Origin of the sequence: Bosea sp. PAMC 26642 (genome assembly GCF_001562255.1) — a bacterium.
Lineage (GTDB): Bacteria > Pseudomonadota > Alphaproteobacteria > Rhizobiales > Beijerinckiaceae > Allobosea.
The window spans coordinates 4850870-4869110 of the sequence record NZ_CP014301.1 but is presented as its reverse complement, the minus strand read 5'-3'; the positions used below and the strand labels follow the sequence as shown (position 1 = coordinate 4869110).

Below are 18241 nucleotides of genomic sequence, written 5' to 3'. Positions count from 1 at the left end.
CAGCCGCAGCAAGCCGACACAACGATGGGGAACAGGCCGATGCTTCGACGTATTCAGACGACCGCCTTATCTGCCGGGTTGGCCCTCGCGACGCTGATTCCGGCCGCGCAGGCCGCAACTGTGCTCAAGGTCCAGCTGCGCGCCGACATCCGCTCGATCAACCCCGGCGTGAACCGCGACCACAACACCGACGGTGTCGTACTGCATGTGGTCGAGGGGCTCGTGGCGTATGGTGAGGATTCCGAGCCGAAGCCGCTCCTAGCGGAGAAGGTCGCGATCGCCGAGGACGGCAAGACCTACAGCTTCACGCTGCGCAAGGGCGTGCGGTTCCACAACGGCGCCGCGCTCAGTGCCGACGACGTCGTCTGGAGCTGGAACCGCTACATGGACCCGAAGACGGACTGGCGCTGCCTGTCCGAATTCGACGGGCGCGGTCTCGTCAAGGTCGAGAGCGTCACGGCTGCAGACCCCGCGACGGTGGTCTTCAAGCTCGACAAACCGAGCGCGCTGTTCCTGGGCTCGCTCGCCCGCACCGACTGCGCGATGACCGGCATCCTGCACAAGGATTCGGTCAAGGCCGACGGCTCCTTCGAGAAGCCGATCGGCACCGGGCCGTTCAAGTTCGGCGAATGGAAACGCGGCGAGCTGGTCCGGCTGCAACGCTTTGCCGAATACGCTGCCCTACCGAGGGCAATCGACGGGCTTACCGGCGCAAAGCGCCCGCTTGTCGACACCGTCGATTTCGTCGTGATACCCGACCTCGCGACTGCGAAAGCCGCCCTGCTCAGCGGCGATATCGATGTCGTGCCCGATCTCGCCAACGCGGACGTGGCGGAGCTGAAGGGGAACGGAAACGTCAAGCTGTCGGTGAAATCGCATATGGGGCTGGTCGGGCTGATCATCCAGACCCGCGACCCCGTGCTGAGCAACGCCAAGCTGCGCCGCGCCATCGCCGCCGCGATCGACAAGGCGGAACTCGTCTCGGCCGTGACCGACGGGCTGGGCAAGCCTAACGGTTCCGTCGTGCCGACGCTCTCGGCCTATCACAGCAAGGCGCAGGAAGAGGATGTCGCTTACGATCCTGCGGCCGCGCGCAAGCTCCTCGCGGAGGCCGGCTACAAGGGCGAGAAGATCGTGATGCTCGCCAACAAGCGTTATCCGCAGAGCTTCGACGCCGCCGTCGTAGCGCAGCAGATGCTGCAGGCGGCCGGGATCAATGTCGAGATCGAGGTGCTGGAATGGGCGACGCAGCTCGACCGCTACAGCAAGGGAAATTATCAGATCCAGGCCTTTCCGTATTCGGGGCGCCTCGATCCGGCCCTCTCGTACGAATCCGTGACGGGGCCGAAGGACAAGCAGCCGCGCAAGCTCTGGGACGATCCGCAAGCGCAGGCGCTGCTCGACCGATCAATGATCGTCGCCGACAAGGCCGAACGCCAGACGATCTTCGACGATCTGCATCGTCGCTTTCTGGCCGAGATGCCGATGGTGATGCTCTACAACGGCATCGTCGCAGGCGCGACGGGCAGGCGCGTCGAGGGCTATGTCTCCTCACTGACCTCGCTGCCACGCCTCTGGGAGGTTTCGCGGTCCCCCTGAGCGACATCGGCCCGGCCCGTGTCCGCCTCGGCCCAACGCGGCTTCGACCCAAGGCTGGTTCAGCCCATGTCCTTGTCGATGTGCCGTGTGATCAAGGCAGCGAGTTCCGCCGTATCACGCCGCCTCAGCGCATCGACCATCGCGTGATGATCGCGCGCACTGGCAAGCAGCGCATCATGCGAGGCCCAGATGGTGACGGAGGAGCCGCGGGAGCGGTCGCGCAGGGCCCAGATCGTCTCGTCCAGGACCGGATTGCCGCAGGAGGCGTAGATCAGATGGTGGAAGGCGCTGTTGATCTCGCTCTGGTCCGTGCGAGTGCCCGTGGTCGCCGCCGCGCTGAAGGCCGTGGCGAGTTCGTCGAGACGGATAATCTCTGCCTCCCCGATATGAGCGACGACCCCCGCCATGGCGCCGGCCTCCAGGATGATGCGGGTGTCGCGAATGGCGCGATAGGTCGCCAGATCGATCTCCGCAACGCGGTAGCCACGATTGGGGACGTGCTCGATCGTCTTGCGGATGGAGAGTTCTTCGAGTGCGCTGCGCACGTCGAAGCGCGTCGCCTGGAACTTCTGCTCGAGGTCGATCTGCCGGAGCCATTCGCCGGGGCGATACATGCGCAGCCGGATCGCCTGGGCGATCTCGCTGGCGAGCGCCCGCTTGGCGTCGCCGGGTTTGGCGCCAGCAAAACTGGAGATGTCACGTTTGGATTTCGGTTGCGGCTGCATGAAGGCGTTCTAGCCCATCGCGGCGGAGGACGCACAAGCCTGTTGCACGCCCCTTTACGACGTGCAACAAAATTGGCGCCAATTGTTCAGCCAGTTCGTGAGAAGCAGATATGACCGACGCCGTTGCGACAGCTGCGAGAGGTGCCCCTGCCGGCCAGGATGCGGCTGCGATCGCGCGAGCCCTCTACGATCTCGGCCCGACGCCGGTGATCGCCTGCAAGGCTGACCCGCGCTTCAGCTACTGCCTCTATGTCCCCAAGACGCTGGGCAAGACCGCTCAACCGCCCGAACTCATCGTCGCGATGCATGGCACCGGCCGCGGCTTCACCGGCTATCGCGACGCCTTCCAGGAGTTTGGCCGCTGGAACAACTGCATCGTTCTGGCGCCGCTGTTCCCGATCGGGGTGCTCGGCGACGACAATCGCGACGGCTTCAAATACATGCGCGAAGGCACGATCCGTTACGATCAGGTGCTGCTCGCCATGGTCGCCGAGGTCGAGGCGCGCTACGGCGTCAGCTTCCCCCGCTTCGGCCTGTTCGGCTATTCCGGCGGGGGGCATTTCGCCCATCGCTTCCTGATGTTGCAGCCGCAGAGGCTCTTCGCCTGCTCGATCGGCGCACCGGGCTCGGTGACGCTGCTCGACCCGACGCGCGACTGGTGGGTCGGCACGCGCAACATGGCCGAGCTCTTCGGCACGGCGCCCGACATCGCCGCGATGAAGCAGGTGGCCGTGCAGATGATCGTCGGCGCGGCCGATGTCGAGACTTGGGAAATCACCCACAAGCCGGGTGGCCGCAACTGGATGCCTGACGCCAACCATGCCGGCTCGACGCGGCCTGAAAGGCTCGCCAGCCTGAAGGCCTCCTTCGAGCGCGCAGGCATCATCGTTCGCTTCGATCTCGTGCCCAACATGGCCCATGACGGCCTGCGGGCCGTGCCGGCAGTCGAGGACTTCTTTGCAGAGACGCTGCTCAGGCACCGAGCTGCAAGCGCCAAGGCGGCCTGAGACCGCCAGCGCCGCACGTCAACGATAACGACAACAGGGGATATGCCATGAACCGCCTTCTCGCCTCCGCCTGCCTCCTGCCGCTGTTGGCCAGCCCGACGCTGGCGCAGTCGATCACGGTCGCGGTCGCCGCGGACATCCGCAGCAACAATCCAGGCGTCAACCGCGACGACAACACCGATGATTTCGCACTTCAGCTCGTCGAGGGCCTGGTCGGCTACAGCGAGGGCGGTGTCGCGACGCCGCTGCTTGCCGAGAAGGTCGAGACGTCGACCGACGGCAAGACCTACACCTTCACGCTGCGGCAGGGGATCAAGTTCCACAACGGCGCGGAGATGACCTCCGCCGACGTCCTGTGGAGCTGGAACCGCTATATGGATCCCAAGACGGACTGGCGCTGCACCTCGGAATTCGACGGCCGCTCTGGCCTCAAGGTCGAGGAGGTGACGGCGCCCGATGCGAAGACGGTGGTCATGAAGATCGCCCAGCCGAATGCGCTCTTCCTCGATTCGCTCGCCCGCACCGACTGCGCGATGACGGCGGTCCTGCACAAGGATTCGGTCAAGGCCGACGGCTCCTGGGACAAGCCGATCGGCACTGGCCCGTTCAAGTTCGGCGAATGGAAGCGCGGCGAGTATTTCACGATGACCGCCTTCGACGGCTACACATCGCCGAAGGAAGGCCCCAAGGACGGCTATGTCGGCGGCAAGCGCCCGCTGCTGAAGGAGGTCAAGTTCCTGATCGTCAAGGACCCGGCGACGGTGAAGGCCGGCCTCACTTCGGGCGCACTCGACATGGCCGAGATCCTGCCGAGCGATGTCGGCGAAATTCGCAAGATTCCCAAGCTCACCGTGGAGACCGCCCCCAACGCCGTGCGCCATATCTTCCTGATCCAGACCCGCGATGCGGTGATGGGTAACAAGAAGCTGCGCCAGGCCATCGCCTCCGCCCTCGACATGGATGAGGTCGTCGCCTCCTTCTACAACGACCTCGGCAAGCCGAATAATTCTCCGATCTATTCCGGCTCGAGCTATTACGGCGAGGTCCAGAAGAAGGGCCATGTCTACGATCCGGCCAAAGCCAAGAAGCTTGTCCAGGAGTCCGGCTACAAGGGCGAGAAGATCGTCATCCTCGCCAACAAGCGCCCGGTCGTGCCGAGCTTTCCGGCCGCGGTCGTCGCCCAGCAGATGCTGCAGGGCGTCGGCATCAACGCCGAGATCGAGGTGTTGGACTGGGCGACCCAGCTCGACCGCTTCAGCAAGGGCAGCTACCAGATGCAGTCCTTCTCGTTCTCGGCGCGCTTCGACCCCGCCATCGCCTTCGAGCAGTTCTCGGGCCCCAAGGACAAGCAGCCGCGCAAGGTTTACGACTCGCCGGAGGGCCAGGCGCTGATCGACAAGCTGATGCTGATCTCCGACAAGGCGCAGCGTCAGGCCATTGTCGACGACCTGCACAAGCGCATCATCGACGAGGTTCCGCTGATCTTCCTATTCAACGGCATCGACGTGATGGCGATCAACAAGCGCGTGCAGGGCTTCAAGCCGTGGCAGTCCAAGCTGCGGATGTGGGAAGTGACGCTGGCGAACTGAAGCGCGCCTGACCGGAGTCCCCGATGCTGCGCTTTGCCCTGACCCGGGTCGCCATGGCCCTGCCGACGCTGCTGATCGTGGCGGTGTCAGTGTTCGTGCTGATCCGGCTGATCCCCGGCGATCCGGCCTCGCTCATGCTGGGCGATCTCGCGACGCCGGCCTCGATCGCCGATCTGAGGGCGCGGCTTGGCCTCGACCAGAGCCTGTTCGTCCAGTTCGGCATCTGGTTCGGCAACCTGCTCAAGGGCGATCTCGGCATATCCATCAACACGCAGGAGCCGATCCTGCCGCTGATCCTGTCGCGCTTCTGGATCAGCGCCCAGATCGTGCTGATCGCGGTCCTCTGCGCCAGCCTGGTGGCGGTGCCGGCCGGCGTCATCGCCGCCTGGAAGCAGGATTCAGCGCTTGATCTCGGGCTCGTCGCGGTGGCGACGCTGCTGCTCTCGATCCCGACCTTCTGGCTCGGCCTGCTGCTGCTGCTGTTCTTCGGCCTGAAGCTCGGCTGGCTGCCGGTGGTGGGCTACGTCTCGATCGGCGACGATCCCTGGCGCGGCGCGCTCTATCTCGTCATGCCGATCCTGACGCTGTTCCTGCATGAGATCGGCGTGCTGCTGCGCATGGCCCGGGCCTCGACGCTGGAGGTGATGCGGCTCGACTACATCACCCATGCCCGCGCCAAGGGTCTCTCCGAGATGGCGGTGCTCTGGCGCCATGCCTTCAAGAACGCCTTTGGGCCGACCTGGACGCTGATCGGCCTCGTGCTCGGCAATCTGCTCGGCGGCATCGCGGTGGTCGAGACGGTCTTCACCATCCCCGGGCTGGGCCGGCTGCTCGTCGATGCGATCTTCGCGCGCGACTATCCCGTCATCCAGGGCTGCATGCTCTTCGTCGCCTTCACCTATGTGCTGGTCAACGTCGTCATCGACCTTTGCTATCCGATCTTCGACCCGAGGGTCGCGGCCGAATGAGCAACCCCCGAATGAAGCTCCCTCCTCTCAATGCCCTGATCGGCGGCGCTCTCATCGGCACGCTCGCGGTCGCGGCGGGGATCGGCGCGCTCTGGACGCCCTATGATCCGTTGCGCCTGTCCTTCCGCTACAAGCTCGCGCCGCCATCTCCGATGTACTGGCTCGGCACCGACGAGTTTGGCCGCGATGTGCTCTCGCGGCTGATGGCGGGCGCGGCGACGAGCGTGTGGATCAGCATCCTCACGGTTACGCTCGCCGTCGTGCTCGGCACGCTGATCGGCGTGTTCTCGGGCTATGTCCGGGGCTGGGTCGATCGCGTCATCATGGCGTTCAACGATGCGCTGCTGGCCTTCCCCGGCATCCTGCTGGCGCTCGGCCTGCTCGCCGTGGTCGGCGCCAACAAATACGGCATCATCCTGGCGCTGGGCATCGCCTATACGCCGTCGGTGGCCCGCGTCGTGCGCGGCACCGTGCTGTCGCTGCGCGAGAAGGAGTTCATCTCGGCCTCGCGCGTCATGGGCAATTCGGAAGCCTTCACCATGGCGCGCCACATCCTGCCGAACTGCATCGCCCCGCTGACGGTTCTGGCGACCTCGATGTTCGGCTATGTGCTGCTGGCCGAGAGCGCGCTCTCCTTCCTGGGGCTGGGCGTGCCGCCGCCGGCGCCGACCTGGGGCAACATGCTGGCGGGCGCGCGACCCTATCTTGGCCAGGCGATGTGGCTCGGCATCTTCCCGGGCCTGTGCATCTCGCTGACCCTGCTCGGCATCAATCTCCTGGGCGACGCCATCCGCGACAGGCTCGATCCGCGCATGCGGGGCACGCGATGACCGGGCCCCTGCTCGAGGTCGAGAACCTCACCCTTGCCATCAAATCCTCCGGCCGCGAGGTCGTGAAAAGCGTCAGCTTTCACGTATCGCGTGGCGAGATCGTCGGCATCGTCGGCGAGTCCGGCTCCGGCAAGACGCTTGCGGCGCGTGCCATCATGGGCTTCGTGCCGCCGGCGGTGAAGCTTGTCTCGGGCTCGATCCGTTTCGACGGCGAAGAGATCACCACCATGGCGCCCAAGCGCCTGCGGGCGGTGCGCGGCTCGAAGGTCGGCATGGTCTTTCAGGAGCCGATGACCTCGCTGAACCCGTCGATGACGATCGGACGGCAGCTCGAAGAGGGCCTGGCCCTCCACCGCAAGCTCGATGCGGCCGGCCGTCGCGCGGTGATCCTCGACATGCTCCGCCGCGTCGGCCTGTCGGATCCCGAGGGCGCGCTCGATGCCTTCCCGCACCAGTTCTCGGGTGGCATGCGCCAGCGCATCATGCTGGCCTCGGTGATGCTGCTCAAGCCCGCGCTGCTGCTCGCCGACGAACCGACGACGGCGCTCGATGCGGTCGTCCAGCGCGACGTGATGGAGTTGATGGTCGACCTGACCCAGGAGAACGGCACCGCCGTGCTGCTGATCTCGCATGATCTCGGCATGGTTGCGCGCTACTGCAGCCGCATCGTCGTGATGAGCCAGGGCGAGGTCGTCGAGCAGGGCGAAAGCGCCGATATCCTGGCGCGGCCGCAGCATCCCTATACGCGCAAGCTCCTGGCCGCGATGCCGCAGCGGGGCGAGCCGCGTGAATTGCCGCAGGCGAAGACGCCGATCGTCGCGGTGCGCGATCTCGTTGTCGATTATCCGGGCCGCCAGCGCTTCTTCCGCAAGAGCACGCCCAAGCGCGCCTTGCACGGCATCTCGCTCGATGTGCAGCCTGGCGAGGTCGTTGCCGTGGTCGGCGGGTCAGGCTCAGGCAAGACCACGCTCGGCCAGGCGATCGCAGGTCTCGTCAAGGCCAGCGGCGGCGACATCCTGTTCGACGGCAAGCCGATCTTCAAGAGCGAGACGGCCTATTGGGACTACCGGCTGAACTGCCAGATGGTCTTCCAGGATCCGTATTCCTCGCTCGATCCGCGCATGACCATCGGCAGGCTGGTGGCCGAACCGCTACGCCTGGTGCCGGGCATGGCGGCGCGAGACAAGACGGCGCGCGTGGCGGAGGTGCTGACCGAGGTCGGCCTCGCCGAGGGCTTCGCCGATCGCTACCCGCACGAACTCTCCGGCGGCCAGCGCCAACGCGTCGCGATCGCGCGGGCCGTTGTGCGCCGCCCGAGCTTCGTCATCGCCGACGAGCCGGTCTCGGCGCTCGACGTCACGGTGCGCGCGCAGGTGCTGGAACTCTTCGCCGAGCTGCAGCGTAAGCACGGCTTCTCCTGCCTGTTCATCAGCCATGATCTCGGCGTGGTCGAGCAGGTCGCCGATCGTGTCATCGTCATGAACGAGGGCCGGATCGTCGAGGAAGGCACGCGCGACCAGATCTTCGACAACCCGCAGCACGCCTATACGCGAAAGCTGCTCTCCGCCGTGCCGGGGCTGGAAAGCACGGCTGACGGCGGGGTGCGGTTGTTCTGGCGGCTGGGCGACGGCGCGGTGGCGCCAGCAGTATCCTGATGACCTCAGCACACAAACATCGGCCGTCATCCCGGGCGCAGCGAAGCGGAGACCCGGGATCCATTCCGGAACCTCTCCGATCAGTGTTCCGGAATGGATTGCCGGATCGGCGCGGCTTCGCCGCTTGTCCGGGATGACCGCAGTCTTGTTTGAGACGATCGAGAAAGACCCCCTGCCATGAAAAACGGAATGATCGTCTGCCCGCAGCCGGAAGCCGCGGAAGCGGGCGCGGCCGTGCTGGAACGTGGCGGCAATGCGGTGGATGCGGCCATCGCCTGCGCCTTCATGCAGGGCGTGGTCGATCCGCTGATGTCGGGCATCGGCGGCTTCGGCTCGATGCAGCTCTACATGCCCGGCCGCGGCGTCCATGAGATCGTCGAATTCTATGCGAAGGCCGCGCTGGCCGCGACGCCCGACATGTGGGCGCACAAGCTTCTCGGCCAGTCTCGCGACGGCTTCGCCTTCCTGCTCGAAGGCGGCATCAGCGAATTCGGCCATCTCGCCGTCTGCACGCCCGGCAGCGTCAAGGGCTACGACCATGCTCTGTCGCGCTACGGCACGATGGACTGGGCCGATATCATCGCGCCCGCCAGCAAGCAGGCCCGCGAGGGCGTACTGGTGCGCCCGCATATGCACTGGTTCTGGAGCCAAGACCAGAAGGGCACGGGGCAGGTCAACACCGTCGACAAGCTGCGCTACAGCGAAACCGGCAAGCGGCTCTATTTCCGGCCCGACGGCAGCCCGAAGCGGCCAGGCGACATCCTCGCCAATCCCGACATGGCCAACACGCTGGAGCGGCTGGCCAAAGGCGGGGCCGATCTTTTCTATCACGGCGAGCTTGCCGAGGAGATCGCGGCCGACTTTGCCGCCCATGGCGGGCTGATCTCGCGGGAGGACCTCGCCGCCTACGAGCTTTCGGTCGCCGAGCCGATCTGGGGCTCTTATCGCGGCAAGCGCATCTCGACCAGCCCGCCGCCAGCGAGCGGCATGCTGATGCTGCAGATCCTCAACATGCTGGAGAACTTCGACGTCGGCGCGCTGACACATGGCGGTTCGGAGCATGTCCGCCTGCTGGCGGAAGCGATGAAGCGCATGACCATCGACAAGGACGCCCATATGGGCGACCCGGCCTATGTCGATGTCCCGGTCGATCGCCTGATCTCGAAGGAGCATGCGGCCGAGCAGGCCAACAGCATCCGCCGTGGCGAGCGCGCCGACGTGAAACGTCTCGAGCGCTCCTCCTCGCGCGAGACCACCCATGTCTCGGTCGTCGATCGCCATGGCAACGCGGTTGCGCTGACGCATACGCTGGGCTCGCCTTCGGGCGCCATCACCGAAGGCCTCGGCTTCATCTATAGCGGCACGATGAGCCGCTTCGACCCGCGTCCAGGTCGAGCCGGCTCGATCGCGCCGGGCAAGCGCCGCTCCTCCTCGGCTGCGCCGACCATCGTCTTCGAGGACGACAAGCCCTTCATCGTGATGGGCGCGCCGGGTGGCAGCTACATTGCGCCGGCGATGGCGCAGGGCATCAGCAACGTCGTCGATTTCGGCATGGGAATGCTGGAGGCGGTCGCGGCTCCCCGCATCGTGGCGGTCTCCAACAGCATCGACATTTCGAACCGCATTCGCCGTAGCGTCAGCGAGGAACTCGTCGCAATGGGCTATGACGTGAAGCGCTCGGCCCAGAGCTATCCCTTCGCGGCCCTGCACGGCATCTGCATCGAGGATGACCTGTGCACGGGCGGCGCCGACCCGCAGCGCGACGGCATGGCGATCTCGGTGCCGGCGACGCCCGCGCGCTGATAGCGCTGCAGCGAGCGTAGAAGTATCGTCAACAGGTCGCGCCACTCGAACGACCAGCGCAACAAATACCCATTCTGTGGACGGAGACAGACGCTTGGACTCCGGGTGGTCTTGGACATAGTCTCGGCGCCATGGATTCCGCCCAGACGCAAGATGCGGCTCATCTCGATGCGCTCACCGGCAAGCTCTACAAAGCGCTGCGGAAGATCGCGCATCGCGAGCGGCTGCGCGTCGGCCGACCTGCAAGCTTCCAGACCACGGCGCTGGTCAATGAGAGCTATATCAAGCTGCGTCAGAGTCATGGCTGGAACAGCGAGGAGCATTTTCTGGCGAGCGCCGCGACCGCGATGCGCCACGCCTTGGTCGATGCCGCCCGCGCCCGCCTCAGCGTCAAGCGCGGCGAGGGCATCAACGCCGTGCCGCTCGACGACGAGCACGACATCGCCGCGCCCGAGGATGACGACGTCGTCAGGATCAGCGAGGCGCTGGCGGCCCTGCAAGCGGTCGACGAGCGCCTCGTGAAGGTCGTCGAATGCCGATTCTTCGCCGGTTATGGAGAGGAGCAGACGGCGCGCGTGCTGGGGATCAGCGACCGCACGGTCAGGCGCGACTGGCTGCAGGCCAAGGCCTTCCTGTTTCGCGAGCTTCAAGCCAGCTGAGACCGGAGAGTCCTTGAGCCTACGGCCCGGACTTCGTCGCCTGGTCGAGGATCGCCCGCAATTGCCGGGCCTCCGGCGTATGGACCGTGCCGACAGGCCCGGCCTTTGCGAGGATATCGTCGAGCGCGTCGAGATCCCTGCGGGCGCCGACGGCGTCGCCCGCGCGCAGCCGCCATTGCGCGCGAGCCGCGAGCGACAACCCGTAATAGATATGCCCGGTGCCAAAGCCGGCGCCGCTGCTCGAAATCGCCCGCTCGATCTCCGGCGCCGCATCGGCGTCGCGACCCTTGGCCATCAGGCCGATGGCGCGGCTCTGGCGCAGAACGATCGTCGTCGGGCTCGCCTCGCCCGAAAGGGCGGCGCTGAAGGACAACGCCTCCTCCAGCACGCCGAGGCCTTCATCGACGCGCAGCGACGCCAACAACATCCGGCCGAGGCTGAGCTGGAGAGCCGCCAGCGCGGCGGAAGGCCCGTAAAGCGCTCGCCGCTGCCCGACCGCCTGGCGTATCAAGGCCTCGGCCTCGGCGGTCTTGCCGCGCAGCAACGCCAGATTGGAGCGGTCGCCGAGCAGCGCCACGCCCGTCGCCGACCGGCACCCCCCATAGGCATCGAGCAAGCGCGTCGCATCGGCAAAGCTGCGCTCGGCGTCGTCTAGCGCGCCATTCTCGAGATAGTGGACGCCGAGATTGTGCTGCAATGTCGCGACCTCACAGTGTTTCTCGCCGACGCCTTCGGTGTGATCCGTGATCGCACCGCGCAGCAACGCTATCGCCCCGTCGCGTTGTCCGCGCTGGCGCAGCAACCCGGCCTCGATGACCGCGGCTCGAGCAAGCTCCCCGGTGTGCAGGGCCCGGTCTGTGTTCCAGTAGGCTTTCGCCTGTGCCAGTTCGCGGACCGCATCCTCGATCTGGCCGAGGCGTAGGGAGGTCGCGGCCAAGGATTGCCGAGATGTCGCCAGCGCCCGCGCGTCGCCGGCAGCTTGTGCCAACGTGATGTCGCGTTGCAGCAATGTGGTCGCCGCGGTGAAATCGTCGAGTTCGGCATAGAGTTCTGCCAGCGACCGCAGGATCGTGCCGGTGCCTGAACCGGCTTCGCGCTGGGCCTGGGCTGCCGTGGCATCGAGCACCCGCTTGGCCGTGGCGAAGGCCGGCCCACCCGTGTTTCCGGCCGCACGGACCAGGAGCGTGACGTAGTCGTGGACAGCCGAGGCGCGCTGGCTCTCGACCATCGCGCTCTGCCGCGAGGCCACGGTCTTCTGGCGTTGCCAAAGCAGGCCAGCGCCGCCTGCGGTCATCGCCGCGACGAGCAGCGTCGCCGCGATCAGCAGGCCACGATTGCGGCGCAGGAAACGACGCAGCCGATAGCCCGTATCGCCAGCGCGGGCGGCGACCGGACGGAAGGCCAGGTAGCGATCGAGGTCTTCGGAGAACGCCGCGACGCTGCCATAGCGCTCCTCGGGCTCGTAGCGCATCGCCTTCTGGATGATCACATCCAGATCTCCGACGACGCGGTCGCGCGGCACCGGCGTCTCCGCGAGTTGCGCCATGGCCAGACTCGCTTGCGGACAATTGTCCTGGATCAAGCGCAGCGCCCCGGCAAAGGGCGTGTTCCGCAACTGCCAGGGCGGCCGGCCGACCAGGAGCTCGAACAACAAAGCGCCGAGCGCATGAACATCGGTCGCCGTGGTCGGGTGCCGACCCTCGAACTGCTCGGGCGCAGCGTAGTCGGCCGTCAGGATCGCCTGCGTCAGGGTGTCGTCCCCGACCTCGGTCAGGATATCGGCGACCCCGAAGTCGAGCAGCTTGACCTGGCCCTCCGCAGTGACAAGCACATTGGCGGGTTTGAGGTCGCGATGGACGATGAGGTTGCGATGGGCATAGGAGACCGCGTCGCAGACGGTTTGGAACAGGGCGAGCCGCGCCATGAGATCGAGCTTGAGCGTAGCGCAGAACTCCGTGATCGCGACACCATCGACGAACTCCATCGCCAGATAGGGCCGGCCATCCGGCGCTGTGCCAGCGTCGACCAGCCGCGCGATCGCCGGATGACCGAGCCCCGCCACGATCTGGCCCTCCGTGCGGAAATGTTCGAAATGCCGGGCAGCTTCGGGACGCAGCAGCCTCAAGGCGACGACCTGTTTGGAATGCCCGTCCGCCCGCGTCGCGCGATAGACCTCGCCCTGCCCGCCCCGGCCGATCAGAGCTTCTATGCGGAACGCGCCCAGCCACATGCCGACGGGAAGCGACTGATCGGAGGATGACGCAGTTGCCCGCTCGACAGGGGCCCTGGTCGGCGGCCTTTCGAAGAAGGTTCCGGCAGCGTCTGAAGCATCGACCAGCGTCAGCGCCTCGGCGATGACGTCACTGGCCGCATCGGCTGCAGCCAGCACCGCCTCGCGCTCGGCCGGCGCGAGATCGACCAGCCGGTCGAACAGCGCACGCACCGCCAGCCAATGCTCCTTTCGCAGTTCGGCAGGCTGATTCATGGTCATCTCTGCGCGGCGTTCCAGGGTATCCATTCAGCCTTGACGATGCCCCCGCGCCGCGACGGACCGATCAGAGGCGCGCGGGCCCGATTTTTCGTCTTTTATCCGGAGGATGAACCTTCGAAATCGAAGATGGCACACTCCTCGGCCACTGGCACTGCCGCCTCGATGGTCTGGTCGCACGCAAGTGCCTTTCCGATGAGCTCCATCAGCCGACCCCACAATTGCTGACACAGCGGCGTTGCAGTGGCGTTCCAGAATTTCAGCAGTTCGAGCAGGGACGCAACGAGGACACACATGTCGTCGCGATGGAGCAGAGCGGCGATTTCGCAGCATGACCTCCGCCAGCGAGACCGGCAAAAAAAATGCGCGACGCAATGTCCGGATTTCCAAGCGCTTTGCGTGATCCCCGATACGACACTCAAATCCGGGTCAACGCTCATGCAACTCCAGTCGTCTCTGTCGCTCAACACCCCGATGCCCCGTCCGACGATGAGCCCATCGCCGCGCCGGAAGCATCCAGCGGGAAGCATCGCGCTGTTCATGGTCAGCTCGGACCTGAGCATCCGCTCCGCCAACGGTGCCGCCCGCGATCTGATGTCCACGGATATTGTCAAGGCCCGGCGCTTCGCGACTTGCGACAGCACGGTCAACAGCCGACTCCAGCGCTGGCTGCGCGAGAAGACCGTACGGAACGATGCCGACGAGTTGCGGCTGCGCCTCGATACCGATTGCGGCCGAACCTTTTCGATCACCGCGATCTGCACCGGTCATGACGCGGAAACGGGCGATTGCGACGAGGCCGAAATTGTCATCCTGGTTCAGGAGCCCGAGGCGACCGGACGCTCCGGGGTCGCGATGGTTGCGGCAGCCCACGCCCTGACGCCGGCCGAAACGCGCCTGCTCGAGCTGATCTACAAAGGCCTCGATACGCCGGCTGCCGCCGACAAGCTCGGCATCTCGAAGACCACGGCCCGGACGCATCTCCAGCGCATCTTCGCCAAGACCGAGACGGCCCGGCAAAGTGCGCTCGTCCATTTCGTCGCGAACTTCGTCAAACCCTGAGCCAACGCGAGAGATCGTCAGGGGCGCGCGGTCGGATCGCACGCGGCGCCGGCGGGCGCCCGACGCGGCCGGTCGGCTCTCAGGCAAACAGGCTGCGCCGTCCTGTCTTTATCTCCGCTCACGCAGCATTATGCCAGTTTCTGGATGAATTTGCTCGCGAAGATGCGGTTGAGCTGCTTGACCGTAAAATAGGCGGGCTTGCCGGTGCAGACCGGCGCATTGCACATCAGGTTGGCGTCGTCATCGGTGTGGACCGGATCGAAGCTCGAGCCCAGCAGAACATGGCCGACTTCATGCGCCATCGTCGTCTTGTCGATCGCACTCGCGGCGATCATGACGGCGGGGCGGTTCGGTTCGTGACCGGCGCAGCCCTGAAGTGTCGTACCCTTTTTGGTGTCGGTCCTGAGCACGGTCGCGAAATAGACGGTGATGTCGTTGGGGCCGACATTCTGCTTGCTGCCGGAGTTCTGCAGCAGCCGTTGTTCGTCCGAGACCTGATCCCATTGGCAGGCCCCGTCGATGATCTTAAGCGTCAGTTCCTCGCCGGGATTCAGACCGATGCTCTGGCCCGACATCATCACGACCTTGATGAAATACTGCGCGTAAACCTCCTCCATCACCTTGAGCTGGGTGAATTCGGGTACCGAAGGGTTGTCGATCGAGCGCATATGGACGTTCAGCCGGTGCGTCATCTTGGGCGTCGGCAGAGGTTTCGGGGGCGCTCCGGCCGTCGGCAGGAGTTCGTCGAGCTTCTCCATGGTTGAGCGGCCGATGATACCGTCCTTGGTGAGGCCGGCCGCAGCCTGGAACTGCCAGACCCGGCTTTCTGTCTCGCCGCCGAAGATGCCATCCGGCGGACCCTTTTTCGACGTGATCGCCATCGCAAGCCCAAGATCCATGAACGCCTTCTGGACAATGGCGACATGCGAACCGGTGGAGCCGCGCGAGATCGGCGGCGAATTCTTCGCCGCCTGCTGCAAACGCGGATTGTTGGCAAATCGCGGCGATTTGAGCGTCATGGTCGGCCTCCCGTCTCGGCACGCCGGCGGCAGAATGCTCCGGTCGCGCGTTTCAGCCTGTCAGCCACGCCGTCGTCGGCTTCCGGACGCGAATATTCTCACGCGCAGCGATAGACGAACGTTCCCTCCTCGACCGCGACGCTGGCCTCGACCAGCGGCTTTTTCTCGATCTGGAGATTGAGGATCTGGCGCGAGAGCGCCGGCAGCATCGCGTTGGTGATGATATTGTCGATCATGCGCCCGCCGGAGTCGGGCTCGTTGCACTGCGCCACGATGTGCTCGACCACCGCATCATCGTAAGCGAAACCGGCGCCGTGATTGTCGCGCAGGCGCTTGCCGATGCGGTTGAGCTGCAGCCGTACGATGCCGCCGAGCATGTGGGGCGAGAGCGGATAGTAGGGAATTACCACCAGGCGCCCGATCAGCGCAGGCGGAAAGACTTTGAGCAGCGCCGGGCGCAGTGCCACTGCCAGCGCCTCCGGATCGGGACGCGTATCCGGGTCGCCGGCCATACGCATGATCTCATCAGTGCCGACGTTCGAGGTCAGGATGATCAGCGTGTTCTTGAAGTCGATGCGCCGGCCGGTGCCGTCCTCCATCTGGCCCTTGTCGAAGACCTGGAAGAACAGCTCGTGCACGTCGGGATGGGCTTTCTCGACCTCGTCGAGCAGGACCACGGAATAGGGCTTGCGGCGCACAGCCTCGGTCAGCCGCCCGCCCTCGCCATAGCCGACATAGCCGGGAGGCGCTCCTTTCAGCGTCGAGACCGTGTGAGCTTCCTGGAACTCGCTCATATTGATGGTGATGACGTTCTGCTCGCCGCCATAGAGCGATTCCGCCAGCGCCAGCGCCGTCTCGGTCTTGCCGACGCCCGAGGGGCCGCAGAGCATGAAGACGCCGATCGGCTTGTTGGGATTGTCGAGCTTGGCGCGGCTGGTCTCAATGCGCTTGGCGATCATCGAGATGCCGTGGCCCTGGCCGACGACGCGCTTGTTCAGCGTCCCGGCGAGATGGAGTACGGTCTCGATCTCGTCCTTGACCATGCGGCCGACCGGGATGCCGGTCCAGTCGGAGACGACCGAGGCGACCGATTGCTCGTCGACATGGGCGTAGATCATGCGATCGGCCGGATCGATCTCACCCAGCGCCGCGAAGCGCTCAGTCAGCGTCGCGCGGGTGGCGGCGAGATCGAAGGGAGTTTCCGGTTCCGGGCCTTGTGCGAGCGCCGCGTCGGCTTCATCGGCAGCGTCCTGCCTTGCGACCTCGGCCTTGGGATCGGCGCTCGCCTCCGTGGGCTCGGCCAGCTTGGCCCGCAGCGCCTTGATCTCCTCGACGACTGCCAGCTCGCTGGCCCAGGCGGCCTCCAGCGCTTCGAGCTTCCCGGTGCGCTCAGTGATCTCGGTCTCGATTTCGGCCTGGCGCGTATCGGTCGTGCTGCCGAGATCCTGATCGGCGGTCAGCGCGGCCTTCTCCTGCTCCAATGCCGCAATGCCGACGCGCGCATCCTCGATCGCGGCCGGCGTCGCGCTCTGGCTGATCGCGACACGGGCGCAAGCGGTGTCGAGCAGGCTCACCGCCTTGTCGGGCAATTGCCGCGCCGGAATGTAGCGCGAGGAGAGCTGCACCGCCGCAACAATCGCGGCATCGGAAATGCGGACCTTGTGGTGTTTCTCCATCGGCCCGATCAGGCCACGCAGCATGGTGCAGCAGCGCGCGACGTCGGGCTCGTCGACCTGCACCGGCTGGAAGCGCCGGGTCAGGGCCGGGTCCTTCTCGAAATACTGCCGGTATTCCGACCAGGTCGTCGCAGCGATCGTGCGCAGCGTGCCGCGCGCCAGAGCGGGCTTGAGCAAATTGGCGGCGTCGCCGGTACCGGCAGGGCCTCCGGCGCCGATCAGGGTGTGCGCCTCGTCGATGAACAGGATCACCGGGGTCGGCGATGACTGGACCTCGTCGATGACAGAGCGCAGGCGTTGCTCGAACTCGCCCTTCATCGAGGCGCCGGCCTGCATCAGGCCGATATCGAGCGCGACGACACGGACATTGCGCAAGGGCGGCGGCACATCGCCCGAGGCAACGCGCTGGGCAAACCCCTCGGCGATCGCAGTCTTGCCGACGCCGGCCTCGCCGGTCAGGATCGGGTTGTTCTGGCGGCGCCGCATCAGCACGTCGATGACCTGGCGGATCTCGTCGTCGCGACCGAGGATCGGATCCATCTCGCCCGAGCGCGCCTTGACGGTGAGGTCCTGAGAGAAGCGATCGAGCGCGGTGGTCCCCTTGGCGCCCTCGGCAGCGGCCTCGGCGCCTGGCGTTCCGGCGGCGCGCAGGCCCGAGCCGTCCATCGGCCGCAGGTTCTCCTCCTCCGAGCCCTCCCAGATCTTGGCGTAGCCGGCAGCCAGCTCCTCGACCGGGATCTTGGCGAACTCCTTAGACGCCGCGACCAGTGCCCGGCGTAGTTCGAGGGATTTCAACGCCGCGACCAGTGCGTGGCCGGTCCGGATCTGGGTCTCGCCGAAGAACAGCGTGGCGTAGTGCCAGCCGCGATCGAGCAGGTCGACGACGCCGTTGGAGACGCCGGGCATCTCGGTCTCGTTCTTGCGAAAGCCTTCTACGACGGCGCCGACATCGGCCAGGAGCCGGGCCCGGTCCAGCCCGAAATGATCAGCCGTCAAGGCGATGTCTGTGGCGCGCTGCTGCAGGATCTGGGCGAGCCAATGCGCCAGTTCGACATTGCGATTGCCGGCGCCCTTGGCCTGGCGCAGTGCCAGGATGAAGGCCTCGTAGCCGACCCGGTTGAGCTTGCCTGTGACGGCTTCCAAGCTGATGTCGGCCATGAT

General features: G+C 65.9%; 14 protein-coding genes. 9 read left to right on the top strand and 5 right to left on the bottom strand.

Going from position 1 to position 18241, the window contains the following annotated elements; translation table 11 throughout:
• Positions 1-39: 39 nt before the first annotated feature.
• Positions 40-1599: an ABC transporter substrate-binding protein gene (locus AXW83_RS23320; RefSeq protein WP_066617965.1), complete on the top strand. Its 1560-nt coding sequence runs from the start codon at positions 40-42 to the stop codon at positions 1597-1599.
• Between the two features lie 59 nt (positions 1600-1658).
• Here the strand turns inward: AXW83_RS23320 and AXW83_RS23315 are convergent, their stop codons facing one another.
• Positions 1659-2324 (bottom strand): GntR family transcriptional regulator, encoded by a 666-nt coding sequence (locus AXW83_RS23315; RefSeq protein ID WP_066617962.1) that lies wholly within the window; start codon positions 2322-2324, stop codon positions 1659-1661.
• Between the two features lie 110 nt (positions 2325-2434).
• Between AXW83_RS23315 and AXW83_RS23310 the strand changes: the two genes are divergently transcribed.
• The 7 genes from AXW83_RS23310 (at position 2435) to AXW83_RS23280 (ending at position 10835) form a co-directional block, all read left to right on the top strand.
• Positions 2435-3331, top strand: a complete 897-nt coding sequence (locus AXW83_RS23310; protein ID WP_066617959.1) for an alpha/beta hydrolase family protein — start codon at positions 2435-2437, stop codon at positions 3329-3331.
• Positions 3332-3378: 47 nt separating this feature from the next.
• Positions 3379-4920, top strand: a complete 1542-nt coding sequence (locus tag AXW83_RS23305; protein ID WP_066617957.1) for an ABC transporter substrate-binding protein — start codon at positions 3379-3381, stop codon at positions 4918-4920.
• A gap of 23 nt (positions 4921-4943) precedes the next feature.
• Positions 4944-5888 (top strand): ABC transporter permease, encoded by a 945-nt coding sequence (locus tag AXW83_RS23300; protein WP_066617956.1) that lies wholly within the window; start codon positions 4944-4946, stop codon positions 5886-5888.
• An 11-nt stretch (positions 5889-5899) separates the two neighbouring features.
• Positions 5900-6718 (top strand): ABC transporter permease, encoded by an 819-nt coding sequence (locus tag AXW83_RS23295; protein WP_066617954.1) that lies wholly within the window; start codon positions 5900-5902, stop codon positions 6716-6718.
• Positions 6715-8373 (top strand): ABC transporter ATP-binding protein, encoded by a 1659-nt coding sequence (locus AXW83_RS23290; protein WP_066617951.1) that lies wholly within the window; start codon positions 6715-6717, stop codon positions 8371-8373. The genes AXW83_RS23295 and AXW83_RS23290 overlap by 4 nt, the downstream gene beginning before the upstream one ends.
• Before the next feature lie 177 nt (positions 8374-8550).
• Positions 8551-10176 (top strand): gamma-glutamyltransferase, encoded by a 1626-nt coding sequence (ggt, locus tag AXW83_RS23285; RefSeq protein ID WP_066617947.1) that lies wholly within the window; start codon positions 8551-8553, stop codon positions 10174-10176.
• Between the two features lie 131 nt (positions 10177-10307).
• Entirely contained in the window at positions 10308-10835 is a 528-nt protein-coding gene (locus AXW83_RS23280; protein WP_066617945.1) for an ECF-type sigma factor, read from the top strand.
• A gap of 19 nt (positions 10836-10854) precedes the next feature.
• On the opposite strand, the gene AXW83_RS23275 is transcribed toward AXW83_RS23280, so the two are convergent.
• Both AXW83_RS23275 and AXW83_RS27605 read right to left on the bottom strand, forming a co-directional pair.
• On the bottom strand, positions 10855-13320 hold the full coding sequence (locus AXW83_RS23275; RefSeq protein WP_168166149.1) for a serine/threonine-protein kinase: 2466 nt from the start codon (positions 13318-13320) through the stop codon (positions 10855-10857).
• 101 nt (positions 13321-13421) lie between these two features.
• The gene (locus AXW83_RS27605; RefSeq protein WP_168166148.1) at positions 13422-13865 is read right to left on the bottom strand and encodes a hypothetical protein; all 444 of its coding nucleotides are present in this window, start codon (positions 13863-13865) and stop codon (positions 13422-13424) included.
• Between the two features lie 52 nt (positions 13866-13917).
• Here AXW83_RS27605 and AXW83_RS27600 point away from each other — a divergent pair, with 52 nt between their 5' ends.
• Positions 13918-14385 carry a helix-turn-helix transcriptional regulator gene (locus tag AXW83_RS27600; RefSeq protein WP_168166147.1) on the top strand — a complete coding sequence of 156 codons (468 nt, stop codon included), beginning with the start codon at positions 13918-13920 and terminating at the stop codon, positions 14383-14385.
• A gap of 128 nt (positions 14386-14513) precedes the next feature.
• Here the strand turns inward: AXW83_RS27600 and AXW83_RS23260 are convergent, their stop codons facing one another.
• Positions 14514-15404: a peptidoglycan-binding domain-containing protein gene (locus tag AXW83_RS23260; protein ID WP_066617938.1), complete on the bottom strand. Its 891-nt coding sequence runs from the start codon at positions 15402-15404 to the stop codon at positions 14514-14516.
• 98 nt (positions 15405-15502) lie between these two features.
• The gene (gene tssH, locus AXW83_RS23255) at positions 15503-18238 is read right to left on the bottom strand and encodes a type VI secretion system ATPase TssH (protein WP_066617937.1); all 2736 of its coding nucleotides are present in this window, start codon (positions 18236-18238) and stop codon (positions 15503-15505) included.
• Positions 18239-18241 lie beyond the last annotated feature (3 nt).